Raw genomic sequence first — 23,295 nt, 5'->3', positions numbered from 1 at the left:
CCGTGGCGTCGGGCGCTCAGGGCCCGGGTGAGGCTGCGGCTATACGGGCCCGCGGCGCGCGCGTCAGCAGCGAAAAGCGTTGCGGTGCGGGGGAATGTGTGGGGGCGGGCCGTACGATCCTCCCCGCTTGGCGGGGAGGGGGACCGCCGGCAAAGCCGGTGGTGGAGGGGGCTCTCTGCAGGTACAACGACGGTTTGGGCTATCCCTCCCAGCGCGGCGTATGCGGGGAACCCCCTCCACCAGCCTCCGGCTGGTCCCCCTCCCCGTCCCGGGGAGGATTTCGCTTGCTCACGCCGCCGCGACATCAACGCGGCTCGCGCCGCCGCTTTCTCACGCCGCCGCGCGAGTCTCTCCCGGTGCGACCGCGGCCTGCGCCACCGCGCGCTCCAGCCCCGCGAGCGTGAAGGGCTTGCGCAGCACGGGGCGACCGCCGAGGTCGATCGCCTCGTCGGCGCCGCCCGCGAAGCCCGTGACGAACAGCACCGGCACGCGCGCGTGCGTGGAGGCCAGCTTGGCGACCATCTCGGGGCCGGTCAGCGTCGGCATCAGCACGTCCGACAGGATCAGGTCGACGCGCTCCATCGCGGCGAGCAGCGCGGCGGCGCGGGTCGGGTCGTCGCACGCGCGCGGGTGATGACCCAGCTCGCTCAAAGCGTCCATCGTCGCGGGCAGTACGCGCGGGTCGTCCTCGACCACCAGGATGTGCAGGCCGGCGGTGCTCGGCGCGGGCGCGACGGCCGCCGCCGCGACGGCGTGTGTCGGCGGCGCGGCGGCGGCGGGCTGCGCGCGCTCGCGCGGGAGCAGCAGCGTCACCGTGGTGCCGAGCCCGACGACCGAGTCGACCGACACGTCGCCGCCCAGCCCGCGCGCGAAGGAGAAGACCTGGCTGAGCCCCAGCCCGGTACCCTTGCCGACCGGCTTGGTGGTGAAGAAGGGCTCGAAGACGCGCTCGACCACCTCGGGCGTCATGCCGCAGCCGGTGTCGCTGACCGCCAGCGCGACATACTCCTCGCCTGAGACCGTGCGTCGGAGCGCGCGCAGCGTGAGCGTGCCGCGCCCCTCCATCGCGTCGCGCGCGTTGACCGCCAGGTTGACGAGTGAGTTCTCGAGCTGGACCCGGTCGGCGCGGATGCACCAGCCCTCGCTCTCGTCGCCGAACTGGACGGTGACCCCGTCGCCCAGGGTGCGCCCGATCAGGTCGGCGAGGCCATCGAACAACGGGGCGGCGGCGATCGGTTCGGGGTTGATCGCGGTCTCGCGCGCGAAGGCGAGCAGCTGCTGGGTCAGCGCGGCGGCGCGCTGCGCGCCGTCGTGCGCGCTCGCGAGGTGCCGCGCGGCCGTCCTCGGATCGATCGTCACGGCGCGCTGCGCGAGCTCGATCCCGCCCAGCACTACCGCGAGCATGTTGTTGAAGTCGTGCGCGATGCCTCCGGTGAGCTGGCCCACGGCCTCCATCTTCTGGATCTGGCGCAGCCGCGCCTCCTGCGCGCGCAGCTCCTCGGTCGCCTGCGCCACCGCGCTGGCGAGTTCCTCGGCGCGATCGCGCTGCGCGTCCGCGTCGGCGCGCGCGACGGCGTGTTCGGACAGCGCCGACACCACCGCCCAGCCCAGCCAGATCACCCCCACCACGAGCAGCAGCCCGAAGGCGGCGAGCACCTTGGCGATGATGCTCGACCGTCTCACCGAGGCCTGGGCGTGGCTGGTGCGCGCCTCGAGCAGCATGCGCTCCTGCGCCACCAGCGAGTCGAGCCCCGCGTTGATCCGCGTCAGCGAGCCCGCCTTGCTGCTGCGATAGAAGCGCGCGAGCGCCTGGTTGTTCTTGCGATAATTGGTGCTGAGCGCGATCAGCGCGAGCTCGTCCCCGCGTTCGCGGAAGGCGCCGCGGATCTCCGTGAGGTGGCGCGATTGCACGGCATTGTCGTGCGTCAGCTTCTCGATCCGGTCGATCGTCTCGGCGGCGCGGCGCCAGTCCTCGAAATAGAGCCGGCCGAGCTGCTGATCGCCCGAGATGACGTAGCGGCCGAGCGACGCCTCGGAGCGCGCGATCGTACCCTGCAGCGTGCGCACCAGGATCATCACGTCGTAGCTGTGGCGCTGCGCCGCCAGTGCGTCGTCGCGGCGGTGGTTGGCGTCGCGCAGCGTCAGCAGCAGCGCGGCGAGCACCGCGACGCCGAGCAGCCCCATCGCCCAAAGGGCGATCGTGCCCCAGGTAGAGGTCGGGGCCCCGCGCTCGGCATCGTCGTCGGTCACCGCCGGCGATGTACCGGTGTTTACCTTACCAAAGGTTAAGCGGCCCCGCTCAGGCCGCGGTGATCGCCCCGACCTGCTGACCCGCCGCGGCGAACATGTCGATCACGCGGTCGATCTGCTCGGCGCTGTGCTCGGCGCAGATCGAGCAACGCAGCAGGAAGGTGCCCGTCGGCGTCGCGGGCGGGCGCGCGACGTTGACGTACAGCCCGGCCTCGAGCAGCCCCTGCCACATCGCCACCGCCTGCTCCTGGTCTTCCAGGATCACCGCGACGATCGCCGAGTCGGGTGCCGCGGTGCCGAGCCGGAAGCCCAGCGCCTTCAGCCCGCCGTGCAGCTGGCGCGCATTATCCCACAGGCGCGCGCGCTTCTCGTGCGCGTGCATCAGCTTGCGCACCGAGGTGGCGGCGGTCGCGACCACGGACGGCGGCAGCGAGGCGGTGAAGATATAGGGGCGGCAGGAGAGCCGCAGCGCCTCGAACTTGGGATGGTTCGAGATGCAGAAGCCGCCGACCGTGCCGACCGACTTGGAGAAGGTGCCGATCACGAAGTCGACGTCGTCGCCGAGCGCGAGGCCCAGCTCCTCGTAGACGCCGCGGCCATGCGGGCCGAAGAAGCCCATGGAGTGCGCCTCGTCGACCAGCACCATGCAGCCGTGCCGCCGCGCCACCGTGACCATCTCGCGCAGCGGTGCGATGTCGCCGAGCATCGAGTAGACGCCCTCGAGCACCACCAGCTTGCCCGGCTCCTTGGGCAGGCGGCCGAGGCGCTTGTCGAGGTCCTCGACCGAATTGTGGCGGAAGCGGACGATCTCGGCGTCGCCCATCTTGCAGCCGTCGTAGATCGAGGCGTGGCTGTCGGCGTCGAGGATGACATATTCGCCGCGGCCCGCGATCGTCGAGATCACGCCCAGGTTCGCCTGGTAGCCCGTGGAGAAGACCATCGCATGCTCGGCGCCGTAGAACTCGCGCAGCGCGTCCTCGGCGTCGACATGGTCGCGGAAGGTGCCGTTGAGCATGCGGCTGCCGTTGGTGCCGCTGCCGAACTGCTCCAGCGCGCGCTTACCCGCCGCGATCACGTCGGGGTCGAAGGTCATGCCCATGTAATTGTAGGTGCCGAGCAGGATCGTCTCCTGGCCGCGGATCACCGCGGTGGTGGGCGAGCGCACTTCCTCCATGACGATGCCGAACGGATCGCGTACGCCCGAGGACATCAGCTTGTCGCGCTCGGCGATCAGCGGATCGAACTTGGCGAACAGGTCGTGCGCGGTCGGCGCGGGCGCGACGATCTCGGGCAGAGCCTCGGGCTGGAGGCCGGTCTCGGTCATGGCGGTCAGCCCCGCAGCTTGTCGACCGCGTCGGCGAGCTGCCCCACCGTCTCGATCTCGGCCTGCATGTTCATCGTGATGATGATGTCGAACTCGTCCTCGATCGCGGCGACGAAGTCCATCACGGTGAGCGAGTCCCACTCCAGGTCGCCCTGGAAGCTGGTCGCCTCGGTGATCTCGATGCCCTTCTTGTTGAAGGGTTCGATCTGCGCGCGGAGCGTGTCGAGGATCGTGCTGCGGTCGGTCATGAGATCGGCTGTGGCCTTGAAATGCGGCGGATGTCGGGCCGCGCTATAGCAGCCCTTGGGCGCGATACCATCGCGCCGTGGCGGCCAGCCCCTCCGCCGCGCCGATCCGCGCGCGCCACAGCTCCGGGGGCGGCGCCTTGGCGGGATCGGCGGTCCAGTCGGGGTGCATCATATAGGCGACGCGGTCGGCGGTGAGCTTGGCCTTCGCGCCGCGGACCAGCGCGTCGCCACGCGCGGCGAGGCGGAGCACCCCGGCCGGGAGCGGCAGCGGCAGCGCGCGGCGGCCGACCGCGGCGGCGATGGCGCGCGCGAAGTCGGTGTAGCGCAGGGCCCCGTCGGGGCTGGCGGGCTCGTAGATGGCGTGCATGCCTGTTCCCGGCCGCTCGGCGAGCGTCAGCAGCAGCCGCGCGAGGTCGTCGACGTGGAGGATCGAGAGCTGGCCGTTGGGCGGCAGCGGCACCACGCCGCGTCGCGCCGCGCGGAACAGGTCGCGCTGCTCCATGTCGCCGGGGCCGTAGACGCCGGGCGGGCGGACGATCGTCCAGTCGAGCCCGCTGGCGGCCACCTCCGCCTCCGCGCCCGCCTTGGACCAGCCGTAGTTGGAGAGCGTCGGCTCGCGCGCGGCGAGCGAGGAGACGTGGACGAAGCGGGAGGCGCCCCAGATCTCGGCCGCCTCGACGACGGCGCGCGTGCCCTCGACATTGGCGTTGGCGAAACCGGCGCGGTCGGGCGCGTTCACCGCCCCGGCGACATGGACCACCGCGTCGGCGGTCGAGATCAGCGGCGAGAGCGCCGCCGCGTCGTCGAGCGCGCCGCTCACCCAGGTCACGCCGTCGCGCGCCGGCTGCGCCCGCCGCGCGAGCGCGCGCACCTGATGGCCCGCTGCCAGCGCCTGCTCCAGCAGCACGCCGCCGACGAAGCCCGTCGCCCCCGTCAGCGCCAGGATCACAGCAGTGCCATATGGTTGCGATGAACCAGCGCCGCGCGCGGGGCATAGCCGAGGATCGCCGCCTGCTCGTCGCTGCGCCGACCGAGCAGCCGCGCCGCCTCGCCCGCGTCATATTCGGCGAGACCGCGCGCGATCGTCCCCGCCGGCCCCTCGATGGTGACGAGGTCGCCGCGGGCGAACTCCCCCTCCACCCGCGTGACTCCCGCGGCGAGCAGGCTGCCTCCCTCGGTCAGCGCGCGCGCGGCGCCGGCGTCGACGTGGAGCGCGCCGCGCGCCGTCAGCCCACCGGCGAGCCACGCCTTGCGCGCGGGGGCGGGGCGCTCCGCGACGAAGAGCGTGTGGCGCGCCGCGGCGGAGAGCGGCGCGTCGGCGCGGCCCGAGGCGATCGCGAGCGCCGCGCCCGCGGCATTGGCGATCCGCGCCGCCGCGATCTTGGAGACCATCCCGCCCGATCCCATGCCCGAGGCCGAGCCGCGGTCCGCCATCGCCTCGATCGCGGCGTCGATCCGCTCGACCCGCGCGATATGGCGCGCGCCGGGCAGCGCGGGGTTGCGGTCGTACAGGCCGTCGACGTCGGACAGCAGCACCACGCCCTGCGCCGCCGCGGCCTGCGCCACGCGCGCGGCGAGCCGGTCGTTGTCGCCGAAGCGGATCTCCTCGGTGGCGACCGAGTCGTTCTCGTTGATCACGGGCACGACGCCGAGCTGGAGCAGCCGGTGGAGCGTGGCGGCGGCGTTGAGGTAGCGGCGCCGCTCCTCGAGGTCGCCGAGCGTGACGAGCATCTGCGCCGCGGTCAGCCCGCGCGCGCCGAGCACCTCGGCCCACACCCCGGCGAGCGCGATCTGCCCGGTGGCGGCGGCGGCCTGCGCGTCCTCCAGGCTGGCGCGCCCGCCCTTGGCGAGCCCGAGCCGGCGCGCGCCGAGCGCGATCGCGCCCGAGGAGACCACTGCCACCTGCTGCCCCGCGGCGGCGCGCTCGGCGATGGCCGCGGCGATCGTCTCAAGCCAGGCGCGGCGCACCCCTCCGGCGTCGTCGACGAGCAGCGCCGAGCCGATCTTGACGATCAGGCGCGGGCAGGCGGCGGGGGGGAACAGCGACATGGCGCGGCGAGCGGTAGCGCGCGCGCGCGCCGGGCTCAATCGCGCGCGAAGATCTCGGCGTGCGGGAGGGTGAGGCTGAGCGCGGGCAGCGCGAGGTCGGCGGGGGCGTCGTGCGCGACGTCGCTCCACGCGCGCGGCGCCGTGCGCTGCAGCACGCGCAGGCGCTCGGTCGCGATGTCGACGAACACGATCGTGTCGACGCTGGGCAGCGCCTTATACTCGTCCAGCTTCACTCGGAGATCGGTGCGCGCGGTGCTGCCGGAGAGCACCTCGAACAGGACGCGCGGGTCGGTGAAGGCTTTGGCCGTGTCGAACGCCGGATCGTTCTTGCCGCAGAAGACGGCCACGTCGGGAAGACGCACGGAGAAGTCGTGGGTCTTCAGCGCCATGTCGGATCCGTACGGCTTGCAGCCGCTGCCGCGAAGGAGCAGCCGCAAGGTCGAGATGATGTTGGCGGCGACTTCGGCATGGCGCGCCGACCCGCCGGCCATCATCCGCACGACGCCGTTGTCGAGCTCCGCCTTGTCCTCCCCGAAGTCCATCTCGAGGAAGCGGTCGGCGGTCAGCAGCGGGTAGTCGGGCGTGATCTGCGTGGCCATGACTCCCTCATAGGCGCTTCAATCTACCCCCGCAGCGGCGACCATTCCAGCGCTTCCTCCTCGCCGTCGTCGTCGACCGGCGACTCGCTCGTCGGGATCGCCTCGAGCAGTTTGTCGAGCGCCCAGTCGACGCCGACGCCGCTCGCGCCCGAGAGCGGGATCACCTCGGCGCCGCTCGCTTCCTCCAGCTCGGCCGCCAGCGCCGCGATCAGCTCGTCGTCGAGCGTGTCGATCTTGTTGAGCGCGACCACCACGGGCTTGTCCTCGAGCCCGCCACCATAGGCCGCCAGCTCGTCGCGGACGATGCGGTAGCTCTCCGCCACGTCGTCGTCCTCGGCGTCGACGAGGTGGAGCAGCACGCGGCAGCGCTCGATATGGCCGAGGAAGCGGTCGCCGACGCCCGCGCCCTCGGCGGCGCCCTCGATCAGCCCGGGTATGTCGGCGACGACGAACTCGCGCTGCTTGTGGCGCACGACGCCGAGCTGCGGGCGAGTCGTGGTGAAGGCATAGGCGCCCACCTTGGCCTGCGCGTTGGTCACCTGGTTGATGAAGGTCGACTTGCCCGCGTTGGGCAGCCCGACCAGCCCGGCGTCGGCGAGCAGCTTGAGCCGCAGCCACACCCAGGCCTCGTCGCTGGGCCAGCCGGTGCCGTGCTGGTGCGGCGCGCGGTTGGTGGAGGTCTTGTAGCTGGCGTTGCCGCGCCCGCCGTCGCCGCCGCGCAGGAACACGATGCGCTCGCCCACCTTGGTGAGATCGGCGAGCAGCGTGCGCTCCTCGTCGTCGGCGAGCACCTGCGTGCCGACCGGCACCTTGATGACGAGGTCCTTGCCGCCCCCGCCGGTGCGGTTGCTGCCCGAGCCGCCGGTGCCCCGCGGCGCGCGGAAATGCTGGGTATAGCGGAAGTCGATCAGCGTATTCAGCCCGGCCACCGCCTCGAAGATGATGTCGCCGCCCTTGCCGCCGTCGCCACCGTCGGGGCCGCCATATTCGATGTACTTCTCGCGCCGGAAGCTGACCGCGCCGGGGCCGCCCGCGCCCGAGCGCACGAAAATCTTTGCCTGATCGAGGAAATGCATGGCGCGCTCCGTACCGCGTCGCGCCGGCTAAAGCGACAGCGTCGTGGCAGCGGGTTGCCCGCGATGCCGCCGTCACCGTAGGAGCGGACAGGGGCGCACGGGGCGCCGTGGGAGCGAGCGTGGTCGACAGCAGCTGGAACCTGGGGGGAGCAGGGGGCGAGCGCCGCGACGCCGCCACAAGCGCCGACGAGCGCGCGGGGTCGAGCGAGGCGCGCGCCGCGGCACGGGCGGACGCGATGACGGCGCGGCTCGAGACGCGCGCCGCGGCGCGCGAGGCGCAGGCGCAGGAGCGCGAGGCGGCACGTCGCTCGCGTCGCAAGACCGCGACGGCATTGGCCGAGCGCGACCCACACCGCGCTGCGGCCGAGCGCAAGCGCGGCTCCGGGCGGCGCGACGTGGTGCGGCAGGATCGCGACGTCAGCGGTTATGCCACGCTGGTGGACAGCGAGCGGATCCGCACGCTCGCGGCGCGCGGTGCGAGCCTCGCCGGGCTGGCCGCGGTGTTCGGCCTGGCCGAGGACGAGGTCGCCCGGGTGCTCGCCGCGGACGCGGAGGCGGCGTGACCGTATCGGCTGCCTGGGACGCCGCCGCGGTGCGCACCTGGCTCGAGCGCCGAGTCGCGGCGGCGCGCGCCGACCAGGTCACCGCCGAGCGCCACGGCCGCGACCGGCACGACGACTGCGACCAGGCCGCGGCCGAGGAGATGGTGTGCGCGGCGCTGCTGCGCGGCGGCGCGACCGATAACCAGCACACGCTGACCGCCGCGCTGAAGGCCCTTCAGGAAAAGGACGAGTTCATCTGGCGTGGCGTCTACGACGATCGCAAGTTCGATCGCCACGCGCGCGGGCAGATCCGCAAGCTGATGAAGATGGCGAAGACCAACGCCGGGTTCGAGCGGCTCGGCCACTATCAATAGTGTATTCGTGGTCCACATGAAACTACGGGTCCGGCACCCGAAGGTACCGGACCCGCGCCCTCCTACTCTACGCGAGGGAACTCGTGGCGGTCGGGACAGCACGGCCGCTCGGCCACGTCCGCCCCTGTAACCGCAAGAAGTTAACGGCAGTACCGCGGGTTGTTCGACTTTTCGATCGCGTTGCCCGCGACCGCGCCGCCGACGCCACCCAGCACCGTGCCCAGCGTGCGGTCGCCGCGCGAGTCGATGACCCGGCCGAGCAGGCCGCCCGCGATCGCGCCCACCACCGTGCCGGTGGTGCCGCCCGAGCAGCGCTGGTTGTAATTGTACCGGCGCGAGTCGCCGCGACGGTCATAGTCGCGGTAGCTGCTGCGCTCGTAGCGATTGTCCCGATAGTCGCGATCATAGCGGCTGCCATAGTAACGCTGCGCGTCGGCGGCGGTCGGCGCGATCGCGGCGGTGCCCATCGCGAGCGCGGCGCCAGCCAGAGCGAGATTCTTGAACATCGGTCATCTCCCGTTTGCTTGTTCCGGTCGGCGGGGCTGCCCGTCGATGTTGCGGTTATGCTCGAGTCGCGTTGAGCCGACCCTGAATGCGCCCGTTATCGAAGGTTCATCCTTCTTTCCCCGGGGGCATGGCTCCCGTAGAGCGCCGCGATGCGCTGGTTCCTCTCCCTGCTGGCGGTGCTGCTGCTGGTGCCCGGCTGGGCCGGCGAGGCGCGGTTGCCGGTGCTCTCGTCCGACGCGACGGTGCGTGCGCGATGGCTTCCGCCGCGGGGCGGATGGCCGCGCCGGCTCGGCCCGCTCGAACCGCTCGGCGCGCTCTCGCTCAGCTCGGACGATCATGCCTTCGGCGGCTATTCGGCGCTGGCGCTGCGCGGTGACGAGGCGGTGTTGCTGAGCGACGGCGGCCAGTTCCTCCGACTCAGCATCGCGGGCGCGCGGCTGACACGTCGCGGCGTCGTGTCGCTGAAGGACGGCCCGGGTACCGGCTGGATGCGCCAGGATCGCGACACCGAGTCGCTGGTGCTCGATCGCACTACCGGCGACGCGTGGATCGGCTTCGAGCGAGTGAACGAGATCTGGCGGTTCGCCCCCGACCTCGAGCACGCCACCGCGCGGATCGCGCCCAAGCCGATGCGGCGCTGGGGTGACAACACCGGGCCTGAGTCACTGGTGCGGCTGAACGACGGCCGCTTCCTCGTCCTCCAGGAGGGTTGGCGTGGCATGCGTGAGCCCCATGAGGCCCTGCTCTTCGCGGGTGACCCGACCGCGCCCGGCGCGGTCTGGGGCGTGCTACACTATCAGCCGCCCGAGGGCTTCGCGCCGAGTGACGCCGCCGTCCTGCCGAACGGCGACGTGCTGGTGCTCAACCGGCGCTGGCACTTCCCGCCGTTGCGTTTCGACTCGGTGTTGGTGCGAATCGCGCGCGATTCGATTCGCCCCGGTGCGCTACTGGTCGGGCCGATCGTGGCCGATCTCAGCGCGATCATGGCGCATGAGAATGCCGAGGGCGTAGCGGTCAGCGTGGAGCGCGGCGCGACGATGATCTGGGTGGTCACCGACAACGACATGTCGCGCTGGCGCCCGACCGTGCTCGCCAAATTCCGCTGGCACGGCTGAGCCGCGTACGCGAAGCGGCCCGCCGTCACGGGGACGGCGGGCCGCGATCGATCGGATCGGGGAAGCGGATCAGGCCGCGACGGCGGCGGCGCGCTTCTTCACGACATCGCGCTTGAGCCGGCGCGCCTTGAGCGACAGCTTGTCGTCAGAGGTCTTGACCAGCCAGTTGTCCAGCCCGCCGTTGTGCTCGACCGAGCGCAGCCCGTGGGTCGAGACACGTAGCGACACCGAACGCTCCAGCGCGTCCGAGAGCAGCGTGACGTTCTGCAGGTTCGGCAGGAACGTGCGCTTGGTCTTGTTGTTGGCGTGGGAGACGTTGTGCCCCACCTGCCGGCCCTTGCCGGTCAGCTCGCAGATGCGCGACATGTGATCGATCCTGAATATCGGTTGCCCGGAAAGTGGGGCGCGATAGCCCGCGACGGCCGATCGGTCAAGCGATCACGCGATCGGCCACGCCGGGCCAGTGGCAACCTCGCTCACGGCGGCGCGTTGTAGCGGCCATGGCGTTGTTGCGCTAACGTACCGATCGGGAGGATATCACATGCGCATGTTGCTCGCTCTGGTGGGGATCGCGGCCCTGGTGCTGCTCGCCGCGATGATGCTGGGATTCGTCAAGTTCGATCAGACGCAGACCGCGCAGCTGCCACGGCTCGAGGGCGGACAGGCGCCCAAGTTCGAGGCGGACGTCGCCAAGGTCAGCGTCGGCACCGAGAACAAGACGGTCGAAGTGCCCAAGGTCGACATCCAGAAGCCCGGCGAACAGCACTGAGTCGCCGCGGAGCGATGTCGCTCAGGCTGGCGGGGCGGAGCGCGGCACGCTAGGCGCGCCGGCATGATCCCGCTGCCCCCCGCCATGCGCCAGGCGCTCGACGCGGCACGGGAGGCGGCGACTCGCGGCGAGGTACCGGTGGGCGCGGCGGTGGTGTGCGAAGGCCAATTGATCGCGGTCGCGGCCAATGCGCCGCGCGCGACGTGCGATCCTACCGCGCACGCCGAGATGCTTGCCATCCGCGCCGCCGCGCGCGCGCTCGGCCGCGACCGGTTGGCGGATTGCGATCTATGGGTGACGCTAGAGCCCTGCGCGATGTGCGCCGGTGCGATCGCGCACGCACGGATCGCGCGGCTCTATTATGCCGCGGACGACCCCAAGGGTGGCGCGGTGGAGCATGGCGCGCGCTTCTTCACCCAGCCCACCTGCCATCACCGACCGGAGATCTACGCGGGGATCGGCGCGCGAGAGGCGGCGGGGCTGCTGCGCGATTTCTTCGTCGCACGGCGACCGCGCTGAGCCGTCGCCGGCGCTGCTCCTCTCCGCCGCGCTACCGCCTATACGCCCGATGAATGCCACATTCCGGCACGGTTCACCGCGACTCGGTTAATCATCGCAACAGGCTCGCATCACTTTGCGTTGGACCCATCATGCGAACCGAGTTGAGGAGGTCTTGAGATGTCGGGACTGTGGAAAAAGGTTGGGCTCGCCACCGCACTGGCGGCGACCGCACTGACCAGCGCCGCGCCCGCGGAGGCGCAGCGTTACTGGCGTCACCGCGATCGCGGCGGCGACACGGCGGCGGGCGCGTTGCTCGGCGGCGTGATCGGGCTGGGGTTGGGCGCGGCGATCGCGTCGAGCAACAACCGCGACCGCTACTACGATCGCTACGATCGCGGCTATTACGCCGATCGCGGCTACTACGACCGCGGCTATTATCCGGCGCCGCCGCCGCGCGTCTATTACCGTGAGTATGCCCCGCCGCCCCGGGCCTATTACTACGAGCCGCGCGGCTATTATCGCGATTACCGGGCGCCGGGCTATTACGGTTACGGCTACTGACCACTCGAACGGCGCGGGAGCGATCCCGCGCCGTTTTTTGATGGCCTGCGCGCGCGGATTGCGGCATGGCGCCGCGCCATGACCGATACCCCTCCCGACCATCTCTCGATCGATCCGTCGAGCCCGCACTTCGACCAGGCCGCGCTCCAGCGCGGCGTCGGTATTCGCTTCAAGGGCGTCGAGCGTCGCGACGTCGAGGAATACAGCATCTCCGAGGGCTGGATCCGCGTCGCGCTCGGCAAGAAGGTCGATCGCCACGGTCGCCCGCTGACGATCAAGCTCAGCGGCCCGGTCGAGGCATGGTTCGAGCGCGGCGGCGGTGGCGAGGGCGAGGGCACGGAGGACGCGGGCGCGGACGAGTAGGGCTGCGGCCGCTCGGCCCTCTTAAATCCTCCCCTATAAGGGGATGGGGACCGCGCCCGAAGGGCGTGGTGGAGGGGTGTGTCCCGCGGTGAGCCGAGCGACACTCACCACCCGGGTCACCCCTCCGTCAGGCCTGAGGCCTGCCACCTCCCCTGCAAGGGGAGGATCGAAGTCGCTCAGTTGGCGCTCTCCAGCGTCTCGCTCGCCTCCATCCAGCGCAGCTCGACCGTGTCGAGCACCGCCTGCACGTCGCCGCGCATCCGGCTTAGCTCACCCATCGGCGTGCCGCGCCAGCGCGGGTCGGCGCCGGTCGGGTCCGCCATCGCGCGCTCGATGCCCGAGCGCTCCGCCGTGAGCCGCGCCATCTCCGCTTCCAGCTCGCGCACGGTCTTGCGCAATGCGGCGTCGCGGTCGCGCCGCTCCGCCGCGGCCTTCTTGTCGGCCTTGCGTTCGGCCTTGCTCATCCCCGGCTTGGCGGGATCGCCCTTGAGCACGAAGGCGATGTAATCGTCGAGGCTGCCGTCGAACTCGCGCGCGGTGCCCTCGTCCACCAGCACCAGTCGGTCGGCGGTGAGCTCGAGCATGTGGCGGTCGTGGCTGACCAGCACCACCGCGCCCGAGTAAGCGTTGAGCGCCTGCACCAGCGCCTCGCGCGCGTCGACGTCGAGGTGGTTGGTCGGCTCGTCGAGTATCAGCAGGTGCGGCGCCTCGCGCGTGATCAGCGCCAGCGCCAGCCGCGCGCGCTCGCCGCCCGAGAGCTTGCCCACTTTGGTGGTGGCCTTGTCGCCGGAGAAGCCGAAGCGCCCCAGCTGCGCGCGCACCGCGGCGGGCGTGGCGCCTTTCATGATGCGCGTCATATGCTCGAGCGGCGTGTCGTCGGTGTCGAGCTCCTCCACCTGATATTGGGTGAAGTAGCCGACCTTCATCTTGGGCGTCGCGTTCATCGCGCCCTCCAGCGGGGTCAGCTGCGCCGCGAGCAGCCGTGCCAGCGTGGTCTTGCCGTTGCCGTTGCGCCCGAGCAGCGCGACGCGGTCGTCGGGATCGAGCCGCATGTTGAGCCGCTTGAGGATCGGCGTGGCGTTATAGCCGACGCTGGCGAGATCGAGCGTGATCAGCGGCGGGCGCAGCTCGCTCGGATCCGGGAAGCCGAACGACAGCGTCGGGTCGTTCGCCATCTCCGCGATCGGCTGCATCTTGGCGAGCATCTTCTGCCGGCTCTGCGCCTGCTTGGCGGTGGAGGCGCGGGCCGAGTTCTTGGCGATGTACGACTGCAGTTTCTCGCGCTGCGCCGCCTGGTTGGCGCGCGCCGCCTCGAGCTGCGCCATGCGCTCGGCGCGCTGGCGCTCGAACGCATCATAGCCGCCGGGATAGAGCGTGATCTTGCCGCCCTGGAGGTGGAGGATGTGGTCGACGACGTTGTTGAGGAAGTCGCGCTCGTGGCTGACCACGACGATCGTCGCGGGGTAGCTCTTCAGGAAGTCCTCCAGCCACATCACCGCCTCGAGGTCGAGGTGGTTCGACGGCTCGTCGAGCAGCAGCAGGTCGGGCTGGGAGAAGAGCAGGGCGGCGAGCGCGACGCGCATCTTCCAACCGCCCGAGAAGCTGTCGAGCGGGCGCTGCTGCATCTCCTCGTCGAAGCCGAGCCCGATCAGGATCTGCGCCGCGCGCGCGGGGGCGGTGTAGGCGTCGATCGCGATCAGCCGCTCGTAGACGTCGCCGAGCCGGTCCGGGTCCTCGCAGGTCTCGCTCTCGATCATCAGCGCGGCGCGCTCGAGGTCGGCGGCGATCACCGTGTCGAACGGCGTGGCGTCGCCCGCGGGCGCCTCCTGCGCGATATAGCCGAGCCGCGCGCCTTTGGGCATGTCGGCCGAGCCGTCGTCGGGCTCGAGCTGGCCCGCGATGACGCGCACCAGCGTCGACTTGCCCGCGCCGTTGCGCCCGATCAGGCCGACGCGGCTGCCGGGCGGTAGCGCCGCGGTCGCGCCGTCGAGGATCGTGCGCCCGCCGAGGCGCACGGTGATGCCGTTGAGGTTGAGCATGCGCGCGCGTCTACCGCATCGCGGCGGGGGCGGGAAGGTGGGTTGGTGGGTTGGTGCGCGGCGCGGGTGGCGGCGTCCCCCTCCTTCCGTCATCCTCGGTTCCTGCGTACGCAGGAACACGGCTAGCCCTCGAACCGCTGCCCGACATGCTCCTCGCCGCGCGCCTCGGCGAGCCGCTGCTGGCGGTGGCGCTCGGCGTAGCTGGCGCGCTGCGCGTCGTCGCGGGAGTCGTGGCAGGCGGGGCAGCTCACCCCCTCCGCGTACAGCGGCGAGGCGCGATCCGCGGCGCTCACCGGCATGCGGCAGGCGTGGCACAGCAGGTGGGTGCCCGCCGCCAACCCGTGGCCGACCGCGACTCGCTGGTCGAACACGAAACACTCGCCCGACCAGCGGCTCTCCGCCGCGGGCACCTCCTCGAGATAGCGCAGGATGCCGCCGTCGAGGTGGTGGACCTGCTCGACCCCTTCGCGCTTCAGCAGCGCGGTCGATTTCTCGCAGCGGATCCCGCCGGTGCAGAACATCGCCACGCGCGTCTTCCCCGCGAGCAAGGTGTCGCGGTTGGCGCGGAACCAGGCGGGGAAGTCGGCGAAGCTCGCGGTGCCCGGGTCGACCGCGCCCGCGAAGCTGCCGACCCGCACCTCATAGGCGTTGCGCGTGTCGATCACGAGCGTGGCGGGATCGTCCATCAGCGCGTTCCACTCGGCCGGCGCGACATAGCTGCCGGCCTCAGTGAGCGGGTCGACCGGCTCGCCCATCGTGACGATCTCGCGTTTCACCTTCACCTTGAGCCGGTGGAACGGCGAGGCGGCGGTCCAGCTGTGCTTGAGCGACAGCGCGCCGCCCGGCAAAGCGCGGATCGGCGCGAGCAGCCGGTCGAGCGCCTCGGGCGCGCCCGCCACCGTGCCGTTCACCCCCTCGCTCGCGAGCAGCAAGGTACCGCGCACCCCGCCCTCCCGCGCGATCGCCAGCAGCGGTCCGCGCAGCGCGTGCGGGTCGTCGAGCCGCGCGAAGCGGTAGAGCGCGTCGACGCGGACGGGCACGTCGCTCAATGGACGAAGCGCGCCACCACGTCGCGGTAGCTGCGGCTCACCTTCACGCTGGCGCCCGAGTCGAGCACCAGGAAACACTCGCCGTTGGTGTGCGGCTTGACCTGCTTGACGAGGTCGAGATTGACGATCGTCGAGCGGTGGATGCGCTGGAACCGGCGCGGGTCGAGCCTTTTCTCCAGGTCCTTCATCGTCTCGCGCAGGATCAGCGTGTTGTCGCCGGTGTAGATGCACATATAGTCGCCCGCGGCGTCGATCCGCTCGATCGTGTCGACGTCGACGCGGAAGATCTGGCCGCGATCCTTGATGTTGATCATCTTCTCGAAGCGGCTGGCGTTGACCGGGTCGCCGCCGCCGTCGGCCATGTCGGCGGCCGCCTGCGGGGCATGCTCGGCGAGCACCTCCTTGAGCTTCTCCGCCTCACCCGCGCTCTGCCGCTCGGACAGACGCTGGCGCACGCGGTCGAGCGTGTCGGCCAGGCGGGCCTCCTCGACCGGCTTCATCAGATAATCGGTCGCCTGCGCCTCGAAGGCGCGGATCGCGTGATCGGAATAGGCGGTGACGAAGACGAAGAGCGGGGGCTCGACGTCCATCAGCCCTTGCACCACCGAGAAACCGTCGAAGCCCGGCATCTGGATGTCGAGGAAGACGAGGTCGGGCTTGTGGGTCTTGATCGCGCTGATCGCCTCGCGCCCGTTCTGGCACTTGGCGATGATCTCGACGTCGTCGTGCGCCGCGAGTCGGAGCTCCAGCCCCTGGATCGCGAGCGGCTCGTCGTCGACGAGGATGGTACGAATGCTCATCACACCTCTCTATTCGGTACTTCGCGCTGGTACGGGATCTCGATCTCGACCCCGAACCCGCCCGTCGGCATGGCCCGCACGTCGAAGCGGTGGTCAGGCCCGTAGGCCTGTGCCAGCCGCTCCCTGATATTGGCGATGCCGACGCCGGTGGAAAGGCTTGGCCGCGATTTGGTCGGCATCAAGCCCGGACCGGTGTCGGATACGCCGAGCAGCACCCTGTCGCCGACGAGCCGCGCGGAGACGCAGATCTCGGCGCCGTCCTCCTGCGGCGTGACCGCGTATTTGATCGCATTCTCGACCAGCGGCTGGAGCAGCAGCGACGGCAGTCGTGCCTTCTCGACGGCGGGGTCGACCTCGAACTTGGGGCGCAGCCGCTCCTCGAATCGCATCTTCTCGATCTCGAGATACAGCTTGAGCGTCTCGACCTCCTGCGCGACGGTGACGTGCGCGGTGGGCTCGTTGGCGAGCGTGTAGCGCAGGAACGAGGCGAGCCGCGACAGCATCGCATTGGCGCGCTCGGTCTGCTTGAGCAGCACCAAGGTCGAGATCGAGTTGAGCGTGTTGAACAGGAAGTGCGGGTTGAGCTGGTAGCGCAGCATCGCCAGCTGTGCGCTCGAGGCCTGGTTCTCGAGATGCTCCATCTGATCGATCTGGTCCTCGACGATCAGGTAGAAGTTGATCCCGAAATACAGCGCCGACCAGCCCGCCAGCACGGTGAAGTTGAGGAACAGCGTCGCCAGCAGCACCGACAGGTCGATCCCGGGCGCGGCGAGCTTGATCAGGCTGAACGAGAAGGCGTCGAGCGTGGCGTAGAGGAAGGTCGCGGCCGAGAGCGTGAAGATCGACAGCATGATGCCGGAGACGCGCGGCAGCCGGCGGTAGAAGCCGTACAGCGTCGAGAGCAGCAGCGTGATGCAATAGCCGACGATCGACTCGATGATCACCGGCACGATCGATTTGAGCGAGAAGCTCACCGACAGCGACGAGACCGAGCGCAGCAGCATGTAGCCGGTCCAGCCCGCCGCCTGCAGCTTCCAGAAGGCCGCGGCCTTGTCCTCGAAGAAGGGGCGCACGAACAGCTGGCGCGCCGGGGAAGCGACGCTGGTCGAGCTCGGGACGGGGGCGGTAGGCGCGGGGGGCGCATGGGTCGCGGAGGTCGCCATCGCGGCCCCCTCTACACCCGCGAACCGCTTGGCGCAAAAGGAAGGCCGCCGCCCCGGGCGGGGGCGGCGGCCTGGTCAGGTCGGTCGTGTGGCGCGCTTAGAAGGTGAAGCGCGCGCCGACGCGGATCGTGTAGAGCGACTGCGACGCGTAGATCGTGTCGCTCGGCGTCGCGTTGGGCAGCGAGTAGCGATACTGGGCGCAGGTGTTGCTGCCCACCGTCACGCAGCTCACCCGCGCCGCCACCGCGGTGTAGGGGAACTGATACTCGCGGATCTGCCCCCAGTTCTTGTTGAGCAGGTTGGTGAAGTTCTCGATGTCCGCGAACAGCTCGAAGCGCGAGTTGCCCACGAAGGTCGGGATCTCCTGGCCGACGTGCAGGTCGATCCGGGTGAACCACTTCGAGTTGAACGCGTTGCGCGGCGCGATCTTGCCGCGATACTTGGCCAGCCCCGAGTCCTCGAAGAACTGGTTGAGCGTCGCCGCGGTGGTCGTGCTGTCGTAGGTGACGAGCGGATCGTCGATCCCGGTCGGCACGTACATCAGGTAGCGCGTGTTCGAACCGGTGGTGCCGAAGATCGCGCTGCGCCCGCTCGACGTGTCCTGCATCGTGTAGCTGTACGGGCGACCGATGCGGGTCTCGCCGAACAGCGACAGGCGCGTCTTGTAGTCGCCGACGAAGGCGTGATCGAACGTCACGTCATATTTGAAGTTGTGCTTCACCTCGTCGTTCGACGTGCCATAGGCCGCGCCGTTGGCGTCGAGGAAGGCGCCGTTGGCATAGTTCGAGCCAGCGGTCGACGAGGTCGCCGGGGTGCGATCCTTGATGTTCTGGTAGGTGTAGCTCGCGCCCAGGTAGAGCCCGAAGTCGAACTGCTTGTTGATCCGCGCGACGCCGACGTAGCTGCGGCCGCGCCCGGTGTTGGTCAGCAGGATGTCGTTGAGCGTGTCCGACGACGTCGTCAGCGAGGTGTAGCGGATGCGGCCGTCCGGGGTGCGCGCCGCGGTCGGGACCGAGCGGATGTCGGTCCAGAACACCTGGTCGCGCACGTCCGACCAGAAGAAGTCGCCGCCGAAGGTCCAGCCGCCGCCGAGGAACTGCGGCGTATAGTCGAGCGACAGCGTGCCGCGCCACTGCGACGGCAGGCGGAAGTTCGGCGCCACCGCGTTGGTCGCCGCCGCGGAGACGCCGCCCTGGAGGTAGGTGTTCGCCGCGGTCGGGATCGTCCCGCCGTTGACGTTGCTCAGGATCGCCTGGCCGACCGCCTGCGACGGCAGCCCGGTGCCCTCGTACGTGCCGTTGTTGATCTGGCGCACGTCGATCACGTTGGACAGGATGCCCGTGTTCGAGAAGCTGTTCGACGTGTAGACGTCGGGCGCGCCGCCGCCGAAGATGCCGATGCCGCCGCGCAGGCTGATCTCGCGCACCGGCTTCCAGTCGAACCCGAAGCGCGGCTGGAACAGGCCGCGGCCCGACAGGAACTCCTGGTTGGTGAAGCCGTAGCGCTGGGTGAACGTCGGGTTGAGCGACGGGCGGCTGTGGCTGCCGTACAGGTCGTAGCGCATGCCATAGGCGAAGTTCAGCGTCGGCGTGATGCTCCAGACGTCCTGCACGCCGAAGGCATATTGCCAGTAGTTGAACTGCGCCGCGGCGTTGTTCGGATCGAGCGACGGCACCGCGTTGGTGTAGCCGAAGCGCTGCGCGTTGCCCGCCTGGAAGTCCGCCAGCGAGTCGAAGTAATAGGAACCGGTGGTGCCGGCGCGCGGGTTCGACGAGCTGAGGAAGGCGTTGAACACGTCGACATGCTGGATGTCGGTGAAGATGCGCAGGTCGTGGCCCTCGCGGGTGACGCGGGCCTGCAGCGTGCCGCCCCAAGTCTCGGTGCTGAGCGCGTTGAACTGGCGCGACACGTCGGGACCGAACGCGACCGTGGCATAGCCCGGGGCGCAGTTGAGCGAGGCGCCGGCGCCGGCACTGCCGGGGTTGCCGCGGTCCGAGGTCGGCGCGGTGCAGACGCGCATCTCGGCGAAGCCGCGGCCCAGCAGCGGATCCTGGATGCGGGTGTACTTCTTGTAGAAGCCGCGCGCCTCGGTCGAGAAGCTGTCCGACCAGTCCGAGTTCAGCTGGATCACGCCGGTGTGCAGCTTGTTGCCCTGGAGATAGGCGTTCGACGCCAGGCCGAGGCCGGGCGAGCTGGTGTTGGCGCTGGTGTTGTTGGTGAGGACGATCGAGTCCTCGGCGTAGCTGTAGGTCAGCGCCAGCCGCTGCGTGTCCGAGAGGTTGGCGTCGATGCGGGCGACGAGCCGGTCGTCCTTGTCCTGGTTGCTGCTGACGACGCCGCCGGTGTCGTAGCCGTAGCGCGACTGCGCGATCGCCGAGACGTTGTTGACGTCGGCGAGCGTCAGGTTGGGGATGGTGGTGCCCGCGTTGGCGTCGCTGGGGCCCTCGGCGATCGGGCGCGGCGCGCGCAGGCGCTCGCCGGCGACCATGAAGAACAACCGGTCCTTGATGATCGGGCCGGACAGCTCGGCGCCGTAATTCTCATACTTGAAGTTGGGCAGGATCACCTTGCCGGTTGGCACGCCCGGGCCGGCCTTCGTGTTGGAACCGCTCAGCTCGTCGGCCGAGTAGGAGTAGAAGCCGGTGCCGTGGAACTCGTTGGTGCCCGACTTGAGGATGACGTTGACGACGCCGCCCTGGAAATTGCCCTCGCGCACGTCGTACGGCGCGACCTTGGTCTGGAACTGGCCGATCGCGTCGAGCGGGATGGGCGAGCGGCGGCTCGGCAGGCCGTCCGGGTTGAGGCCGAAATTGTCGGTGATCGGCACGCCGTCGACGGTGAAGCGGTTGAAGCGGGCGTTCTGTCCGGCGAAGCTGACCGCCCGGCCGCCGCTGGGCGTATCGTCGAGACGGGCGAGCGGGTCGCGGCGCATCAGGTCGCGGATGTCGCGGTTGACCGAGGCGATGGTGCCGATCTTCTCGGCGTTGAGCACGGTCGCCGGGCCCTGGCTGACGGTGCGCGCGCTCGGGATCGAGGCCGCGGTGACGACGACGTCGGCGCCCTCCGGGGTCAGCTCGATCGGCAGGTCGAAGGTCTGCGCGACGATCGTGGTGACGTCGGTGACGGTGGTGTCGGCATAGCCGGCGGCGCGTACCGTGATCGAATAGGGGCCGCCCGGGCGCAGGCCGGTGGCGTTGAACGTGCCCTTTGAATCAGTGGTGCTGGTCGAGCGCGTGCCCGAGGGGACGTTGACGACCTCGACCGAGGCGCCGGCCACCGGTGCGCCCTCGGCCGTCACGGTGCCGCGGATCGTCGAGGTGGTTTCCTGCGCCATGGCGGCGGCGGGCGCGACGAGTGCGACCAGCGCCGCGCCTACGAGAAGGTTGTTTCGCATCGGAAGATGTCCCCTATGGCGCATGGCCTGGTGCGCGACGGAATTCGTCGTCGTTGGGCGCGCCGATGACGTCCGATTATGTCTCTTACATGACAGCGGAAAGCGCTTTCGTCCTGCGCTGCAACACAGTCGCGGAGCGTTGCAAAAAAGCGACAGCGAGGATGCCGTATACGGTGCCGCCTCGCCTCGCTCAGCGGCGTCGGAGCAGCCGCTTCCACACCGGAGTCGGGCTGCCCGACTGGAGCACGCCGCGACGGAACAGCCGCGCGCCGACGGTGATGAAGATCGCCACCCACAGCGCCTGCCACGCCAGCGCGGCGACGTGCGGCCACAGCGCTGAGTCGCTCGCCGCGCGCCCCGCCATCGCGAACGGCGACGACAGCGGGAACAGCTCGGCGAGCGTCGCCACCCAGCTGCCGGGGTGTGACACCGCCGCCGAGGAGAGCGCGAACATCGCCACCTGTACGATCGTGATCGGTAGCGAGAGCATCTGGATCTCGCGCATCGTCGCGGCCTGCGCGCCGACGCCGAGGAAGACCGAGCCGAGCAGCAGATAGGCCATGGTGAAATAGCCGCCGAACAGCAGCGCGAACCAGCCGCCGCCCACCGCGGGGGCGAGCGTGCGCAGCGAGTCGCCGACGTCGCCAGGCAGGAGCCCGCCGAGCTGGCTGATCACCACGCCCCAGAAGGTGACGAACAGCACCGCCACGCCGAACATGCCGACCAACTTGCCGAGAAACACGCTCTCCAGCGGCACCGCGGCGGCGAGCACCTCGATCACCTTGTTGTTGCGTTCCTCCGCCATGGTGCCGGCGACCTGGCCGGAGAGAAAGAGGGTGAGGAAGAAGATGCCGAAGACCGCGAAGAAGCCGGTCGCCTTGCGCACGCCCTGCGACGGCGCGTCGGTCTGCACCGAGGTGAGCGTCGCCTTAGCAGGAACGGTACCGGCGCGTTCGGCCAAAGCGGCGTCGCGCGCGAGGCCGGCGAGATAGCGCGCGCTCCCGCCAGCACCCGCGGCGTAGAGGACCGCGGGGCGGTCGAGCGTGCCGTAGAGCACCGCGGCGACGTCGACCGAGTCATGGCCGTGCGCGCCCTCGGCGAGAGTCGCCGCAGCCTGGTGCGCGCGGTCGGCGGCGGGGGCGCGCGCCTCCACGCGCGGCTGGCGCGAGTCGCCGGCGAGCAGCGGCCGCCAGCGCGCGTCGGCGTCGAGCACGCGCCGCGCCGCCGGCTCGGGGAACAGCACGACCAGCCGGGTGCGCGCGGCGGAGCTGTCCGACGCGCTCGCCGCGCCCATGCCGCCGACCGCACCGAACGAGGCCATGATCAGCGGCGCGAACAGGAACAGCAGGAAGATCGGAGTGAAGACGGTGGCGACGAAGTCCCGGCGCGCGATCGTCAGCGTCTGGCGGAGATGGCGGCGAAGCTGGGTCACGCGCGCGCCTCCTGCTCGCCGACCACGCGGACGAACGCCTCGTGCAGGCCGGGTCGCTCGATCGACAGGCCGGCGATACCGTGCCCGGCGGCGATCAGCCGGGTGAGCACCGCCTCGATCCCGTCGCTCGGCAGCTGGAAGCGCCAGCCCTCGCCGTCGCCGCGCGCGTCGGCAGGGAGCAGCGCGGCGATCGCCGGGTCGGCGCGGTGGGGCACGTAATGGACGTGCTGCGGCAGCAGCGCGCGCGCCTCGTCGACCGTGCCCTCGAAGCGGCGCTGCCCGCGCGCGATGATCGCGAGCCGGTCGCACAGCCGCTGCGCGTGCTGCATGACGTGGGTGGAGAAGAGGATGGTGGCGCCGCGCGCCTGCTCGGCGCGGATCAGCGCCTCCAGCCGCTCCTGGTTGACCGGGTCGAGCCCGGAGAAGGGCTCGTCGAGCACGAGCAGGTCGGGGCGGTGGACGACCGCGCCGAGCAGCTGGACCAGCTGCGCCATGCCTTTGGAGAGCTTGCGGATTTTGCCGTCGATCGCGTGGCCCAGCCCGGCCGCCTCGAGCAGCTCGGCGGCGCGCGCGCGGCCGGTGCGCCACTCCAGCCCGCGCAGCGCGCCCATGAAGGCGATCGCCTCGCGTGCGGTCATCGAGGGGTAGAGGCCGCGCTCCTCGGGGAGGTAGCCGACGCGGTCGCCGACGTCGCGCGGGGCGTCGCTGCCGAGCAGGCGGCGCCGGCCGGAATCGGGTTCGATGATGCCGAGCAGCATGCGCAGCGTCGTGGTCTTGCCCGCGCCGTTGGGGCCGAGCACGCCGTAGATCGCGCCCGCGGGCACCGTGAGATCGACGCCGTCGACCACGCGGCGCTCGCCATAGCGTTTCACCAGCGCCTCGGCACTGACCGCGATCCCGTTATCCGCCACCCGACGTCCCCTTGTCGCGACCGAGCCTAGGCGAGTGCGCGCGCCGGGGCCAGCGGCGAGGTGGGGTGACCCGGGTACGCGTGCTCCCCCGGCGATCCTCCCCACGTGGCGGGGAGGGGGACCGCCCGGCGCAGCCGGGTGGTGGCGGGGGTTCTCCACGCAGCGCAACGCTCGCGGAAGCCCCCCTCCACCAGCCTGCGGCTGGTCCCCCTCCCCGCGAGCGGGGAGA

Annotated in this window: 23 protein-coding genes; 7 read left to right on the top strand and 16 right to left on the bottom strand. The window is 70.7% G+C overall.

What is annotated here, in order from left to right; all coding sequences use genetic code 11:
* Positions 1–330: 330 nt before the first annotated feature.
* From K7957_RS06555 to obgE, 7 genes are read right to left on the bottom strand one after another with little or no spacing between them, the layout of a single operon-like run.
* Positions 331–2,250, bottom strand: coding sequence for an ATP-binding protein (locus K7957_RS06555; RefSeq protein ID WP_343228329.1), 1,920 nt, complete (start codon positions 2,248–2,250; stop codon positions 331–333).
* 49 nt (positions 2,251–2,299) lie between these two features.
* Positions 2,300–3,574 (bottom strand): serine palmitoyltransferase, encoded by a 1,275-nt coding sequence (gene spt / locus K7957_RS06550; protein ID WP_223011203.1) that lies wholly within the window; start codon positions 3,572–3,574, stop codon positions 2,300–2,302.
* Between the two features lie 5 nt (positions 3,575–3,579).
* Positions 3,580–3,822 (bottom strand): acyl carrier protein, encoded by a 243-nt coding sequence (locus K7957_RS06545; protein ID WP_223011202.1) that lies wholly within the window; start codon positions 3,820–3,822, stop codon positions 3,580–3,582.
* A gap of 43 nt (positions 3,823–3,865) precedes the next feature.
* Positions 3,866–4,771 (bottom strand): NAD-dependent epimerase/dehydratase family protein, encoded by a 906-nt coding sequence (locus K7957_RS06540; protein WP_223011201.1) that lies wholly within the window; start codon positions 4,769–4,771, stop codon positions 3,866–3,868.
* Positions 4,768–5,871, bottom strand: a complete 1,104-nt coding sequence (gene proB / locus K7957_RS06535; protein ID WP_223011200.1) for a glutamate 5-kinase — start codon at positions 5,869–5,871, stop codon at positions 4,768–4,770. Before proB ends, K7957_RS06540 begins: the two co-directional genes overlap by 4 nt.
* Positions 5,872–5,906: 35 nt before the next feature.
* Positions 5,907–6,470, bottom strand: coding sequence for a Uma2 family endonuclease (locus K7957_RS06530; RefSeq protein ID WP_223011199.1), 564 nt, complete (start codon positions 6,468–6,470; stop codon positions 5,907–5,909).
* 23 nt (positions 6,471–6,493) lie between these two features.
* A complete protein-coding gene (obgE, locus tag K7957_RS06525) occupies positions 6,494–7,546 on the bottom strand; it encodes a GTPase ObgE (protein ID WP_223011198.1) in 1,053 nt (350 codons plus the stop codon).
* Positions 7,547–7,665: 119 nt separating this feature from the next.
* On the opposite strand from obgE, the gene K7957_RS06520 reads away from it, so the two are divergent.
* Positions 7,666–8,109 carry a hypothetical protein gene (locus tag K7957_RS06520; protein WP_223011197.1) on the top strand — a complete coding sequence of 148 codons (444 nt, stop codon included), beginning with the start codon at positions 7,666–7,668 and terminating at the stop codon, positions 8,107–8,109.
* Entirely contained in the window at positions 8,106–8,462 is a 357-nt protein-coding gene (locus K7957_RS06515; RefSeq protein WP_223011196.1) for a hypothetical protein, read from the top strand. Before K7957_RS06520 ends, K7957_RS06515 begins: the two co-directional genes overlap by 4 nt.
* Before the next feature lie 140 nt (positions 8,463–8,602).
* On the opposite strand, the gene K7957_RS06510 is transcribed toward K7957_RS06515, so the two are convergent.
* Positions 8,603–8,968, bottom strand: coding sequence for a glycine zipper 2TM domain-containing protein (locus K7957_RS06510; protein ID WP_223011195.1), 366 nt, complete (start codon positions 8,966–8,968; stop codon positions 8,603–8,605).
* Positions 8,969–9,118: 150 nt separating this feature from the next.
* On the opposite strand from K7957_RS06510, the gene K7957_RS06505 reads away from it, so the two are divergent.
* The gene (locus K7957_RS06505; RefSeq protein ID WP_223011194.1) at positions 9,119–10,084 is read left to right on the top strand and encodes an esterase-like activity of phytase family protein; all 966 of its coding nucleotides are present in this window, start codon (positions 9,119–9,121) and stop codon (positions 10,082–10,084) included.
* A gap of 69 nt (positions 10,085–10,153) precedes the next feature.
* On the opposite strand, the gene rpmB is transcribed toward K7957_RS06505, so the two are convergent.
* A complete protein-coding gene (gene rpmB, locus K7957_RS06500) occupies positions 10,154–10,450 on the bottom strand; it encodes a 50S ribosomal protein L28 (RefSeq protein WP_223011193.1) in 297 nt (98 codons plus the stop codon).
* Between the two features lie 175 nt (positions 10,451–10,625).
* Between rpmB and K7957_RS06495 the strand changes: the two genes are divergently transcribed.
* The 4 genes from K7957_RS06495 to K7957_RS06480 all read left to right on the top strand — a co-directional run bounded on the left by K7957_RS06495 (position 10,626) and on the right by K7957_RS06480 (position 12,278).
* Positions 10,626–10,853 carry a hypothetical protein gene (locus K7957_RS06495; protein WP_223011192.1) on the top strand — a complete coding sequence of 76 codons (228 nt, stop codon included), beginning with the start codon at positions 10,626–10,628 and terminating at the stop codon, positions 10,851–10,853.
* Between the two features lie 84 nt (positions 10,854–10,937).
* On the top strand, positions 10,938–11,372 hold the full coding sequence (locus tag K7957_RS06490; protein ID WP_223011753.1) for a nucleoside deaminase: 435 nt from the start codon (positions 10,938–10,940) through the stop codon (positions 11,370–11,372).
* A gap of 159 nt (positions 11,373–11,531) precedes the next feature.
* Positions 11,532–11,915: a hypothetical protein gene (locus K7957_RS06485; RefSeq protein WP_223011191.1), complete on the top strand. Its 384-nt coding sequence runs from the start codon at positions 11,532–11,534 to the stop codon at positions 11,913–11,915.
* 78 nt (positions 11,916–11,993) lie between these two features.
* The gene (locus K7957_RS06480) at positions 11,994–12,278 is read left to right on the top strand and encodes a DUF3297 family protein (RefSeq protein ID WP_223011190.1); all 285 of its coding nucleotides are present in this window, start codon (positions 11,994–11,996) and stop codon (positions 12,276–12,278) included.
* A 176-nt stretch (positions 12,279–12,454) separates the two neighbouring features.
* Here the strand turns inward: K7957_RS06480 and K7957_RS06475 are convergent, their stop codons facing one another.
* The 7 genes from K7957_RS06475 to K7957_RS06445 all read right to left on the bottom strand — a co-directional run bounded on the left by K7957_RS06475 (position 12,455) and on the right by K7957_RS06445 (position 23,066).
* A complete protein-coding gene (locus K7957_RS06475) occupies positions 12,455–14,317 on the bottom strand; it encodes an ABC-F family ATP-binding cassette domain-containing protein (RefSeq protein ID WP_223011189.1) in 1,863 nt (620 codons plus the stop codon).
* Positions 14,318–14,439: 122 nt separating this feature from the next.
* A complete protein-coding gene (gene trhO / locus K7957_RS06470; RefSeq protein WP_246616821.1) occupies positions 14,440–15,366 on the bottom strand; it encodes an oxygen-dependent tRNA uridine(34) hydroxylase TrhO in 927 nt (308 codons plus the stop codon).
* Complete coding sequence (locus K7957_RS06465) at positions 15,363–16,166, bottom strand: LytR/AlgR family response regulator transcription factor (protein ID WP_223011188.1); 804 nt, start codon at positions 16,164–16,166, stop codon at positions 15,363–15,365. The genes trhO and K7957_RS06465 overlap by 4 nt, the downstream gene beginning before the upstream one ends.
* Positions 16,166–17,329 carry a sensor histidine kinase gene (locus K7957_RS06460; RefSeq protein WP_223011187.1) on the bottom strand — a complete coding sequence of 388 codons (1,164 nt, stop codon included), beginning with the start codon at positions 17,327–17,329 and terminating at the stop codon, positions 16,166–16,168. The genes K7957_RS06465 and K7957_RS06460 overlap by 1 nt, the downstream gene beginning before the upstream one ends.
* Positions 17,330–17,426: 97 nt before the next feature.
* Positions 17,427–20,723, bottom strand: coding sequence for a TonB-dependent receptor (locus K7957_RS06455; RefSeq protein WP_223011186.1), 3,297 nt, complete (start codon positions 20,721–20,723; stop codon positions 17,427–17,429).
* A 190-nt stretch (positions 20,724–20,913) separates the two neighbouring features.
* Positions 20,914–22,155, bottom strand: a complete 1,242-nt coding sequence (locus K7957_RS06450) for an ABC transporter permease (RefSeq protein WP_223011185.1) — start codon at positions 22,153–22,155, stop codon at positions 20,914–20,916.
* Complete coding sequence (locus tag K7957_RS06445) at positions 22,152–23,066, bottom strand: ABC transporter ATP-binding protein (RefSeq protein ID WP_223011184.1); 915 nt, start codon at positions 23,064–23,066, stop codon at positions 22,152–22,154. Before K7957_RS06445 ends, K7957_RS06450 begins: the two co-directional genes overlap by 4 nt.
* Between the last annotated feature and the right edge of the window lie 229 nt (positions 23,067–23,295).

This window comes from Sphingomonas yunnanensis, assembly GCF_019898765.1.
Taxonomy (GTDB): Bacteria; Pseudomonadota; Alphaproteobacteria; order Sphingomonadales; family Sphingomonadaceae; genus Sphingomonas; species Sphingomonas yunnanensis.
This window is presented reverse-complemented; position numbering and strand designations above follow the sequence as displayed.

Bases quoted from the DNA above. Each gene is read 5' to 3' on its own strand.
- spt (WP_223011203.1), bottom strand. From the start codon at position 3,574: ATGACCGAGACCGGCCTCCAGCCCGAGGCTCTGCCCGAGATCGTCGCG.
- K7957_RS06545 (WP_223011202.1), bottom strand. From the start codon at position 3,822: ATGACCGACCGCAGCACGATCCTCGACACGCTCCGCGCGCAGATCGAA.
- proB (WP_223011200.1), bottom strand. From the start codon at position 5,871: ATGTCGCTGTTCCCCCCCGCCGCCTGCCCGCGCCTGATCGTCAAGATC.
- K7957_RS06530 (WP_223011199.1), bottom strand. From the start codon at position 6,470: ATGGCCACGCAGATCACGCCCGACTACCCGCTGCTGACCGCCGACCGC.
- obgE (WP_223011198.1), bottom strand. From the start codon at position 7,546: ATGCATTTCCTCGATCAGGCAAAGATTTTCGTGCGCTCGGGCGCGGGC.
- K7957_RS06510 (WP_223011195.1), bottom strand. From the start codon at position 8,968: ATGTTCAAGAATCTCGCTCTGGCTGGCGCCGCGCTCGCGATGGGCACC.
- K7957_RS06505 (WP_223011194.1), top strand. From the start codon at position 9,119: ATGCGCTGGTTCCTCTCCCTGCTGGCGGTGCTGCTGCTGGTGCCCGGC.
- rpmB (WP_223011193.1), bottom strand. From the start codon at position 10,450: ATGTCGCGCATCTGCGAGCTGACCGGCAAGGGCCGGCAGGTGGGGCAC.
- K7957_RS06495 (WP_223011192.1), top strand. From the start codon at position 10,626: ATGCGCATGTTGCTCGCTCTGGTGGGGATCGCGGCCCTGGTGCTGCTC.
- K7957_RS06490 (WP_223011753.1), top strand. From the start codon at position 10,938: ATGCGCCAGGCGCTCGACGCGGCACGGGAGGCGGCGACTCGCGGCGAG.
- K7957_RS06485 (WP_223011191.1), top strand. From the start codon at position 11,532: ATGTCGGGACTGTGGAAAAAGGTTGGGCTCGCCACCGCACTGGCGGCG.
- K7957_RS06480 (WP_223011190.1), top strand. From the start codon at position 11,994: ATGACCGATACCCCTCCCGACCATCTCTCGATCGATCCGTCGAGCCCG.
- K7957_RS06475 (WP_223011189.1), bottom strand. From the start codon at position 14,317: ATGCTCAACCTCAACGGCATCACCGTGCGCCTCGGCGGGCGCACGATC.
- K7957_RS06465 (WP_223011188.1), bottom strand. From the start codon at position 16,166: ATGAGCATTCGTACCATCCTCGTCGACGACGAGCCGCTCGCGATCCAG.
- K7957_RS06460 (WP_223011187.1), bottom strand. From the start codon at position 17,329: ATGGCGACCTCCGCGACCCATGCGCCCCCCGCGCCTACCGCCCCCGTC.
- K7957_RS06455 (WP_223011186.1), bottom strand. From the start codon at position 20,723: ATGCGAAACAACCTTCTCGTAGGCGCGGCGCTGGTCGCACTCGTCGCG.